Source organism: Desulfomicrobium norvegicum, assembly GCF_900114595.1.
Lineage (GTDB): Bacteria > Desulfobacterota > Desulfovibrionia > Desulfovibrionales > Desulfomicrobiaceae > Desulfomicrobium > Desulfomicrobium macestii.
This window is the reverse complement of record NZ_FOTO01000043.1, coordinates 1-1,076: the sequence shown is the minus strand read 5'-3', so window position 1 is coordinate 1,076 and position 1,076 is coordinate 1. Positions and strand designations below refer to the sequence as shown.

Sequence of the window (1,076 nt, the reverse complement as noted above, 5' to 3'; positions counted from 1 at the left end):
TGACCTGTCTTCGCAATAGAGGACACGTTCATTTCCCTAAACAGCTATCTTGATGAACAGCCGTTCATATTCCTCAGGCGCTTGGTAACCAATCGACGAATGCCTGCGCCGACGATTATAAAAACCTTCAATATATCGAAATATCTGGCTTTGAGCTTCAGACCGCCTCTCGAAAGAACAATGATGCACGAGTTCTCTCTTCATGGTTCCAAAAAACGATTCCGTAATCGCGTTGTCGTAGCAAGAGCCCGTGCCGCTCATGCTTTGGATTCCGCCGATACCCCGCACCAATGACTGAAATCGCTTGCTACAATATTGAGATCCCCGATCAGAATGGAAAACCACCCCTTGTGAGGGGCCCCTCCGAATCACGGCGTTGTTGAACGCCGTAATCACGAGGTCGTCAGTCATCCGCCGCTTCATGCTCCAGCCGACTATGCGGCGGGAGAAGACATCCAGAATGACTGCCAGATACAGCCAGCCCTCGGCTGTCCAGATATAGGTGATATCCCCTGTCCAGAGACGATCTGGCGCAGGGGCCGTAAAATTACGCCTAACCAGGTTGGGCGCAACAGGGCGCTTGTGGTCAGAATTCGTCGTCACCTTGAAGCGACGCATAGTCTTTACGCGCAGACCGTGCTGCTTCATCAAACGCCAAACGCGATTCTTGCCTACGAGAATGCCTTGCTCGCGAAGCTCCCGATAAATACGGCCGGCACCATAGGTTCTATCGCTGCCGTCAAAGGACGCCTTGATTGAAACGAGCAGGCGCTGGTCTTCGCGCTGCCGCTTGCTCCCTCCAGGACTGAGTTGAGCATAGTAACGGCTCCGAGACACTCCAAACACGCGGCACATCTCCTTCACTCCGTACATGGAGCGGTGCTCGGTTATGAACCCGAATATCGATGCGGGTCCGTCGAGAAGATGGCCACTGCTTTTTTTAAAATGTCACGCTCTCGCTGAAGTCGTTCGTTCTCTTTACGAAGACGCTTCAGCTCGGCCTCTGGCGATTCCGGCGCATGATTGCCCACGAAGGCCGCGTCCTGATGGTCTCGATGTTTCTGCACCCAGCCCTT

Annotated in this window: 2 protein-coding genes; both read right to left on the bottom strand. The window is 53.6% G+C overall.

The window, feature by feature from the left end; genetic code table 11:
- Positions 1 to 36 precede the first annotated feature (36 nt).
- A complete protein-coding gene (locus BMZ24_RS19330) occupies positions 37 to 891 on the bottom strand; it encodes an IS3 family transposase (protein WP_244150432.1) in 855 nt (284 codons plus the stop codon).
- On the bottom strand, positions 888 to 1,076 hold a 189-nt coding region (locus tag BMZ24_RS20055), incomplete at its 5' end, for a hypothetical protein (protein WP_092194754.1). The genes BMZ24_RS20055 and BMZ24_RS19330, both read right to left, overlap by 4 nt.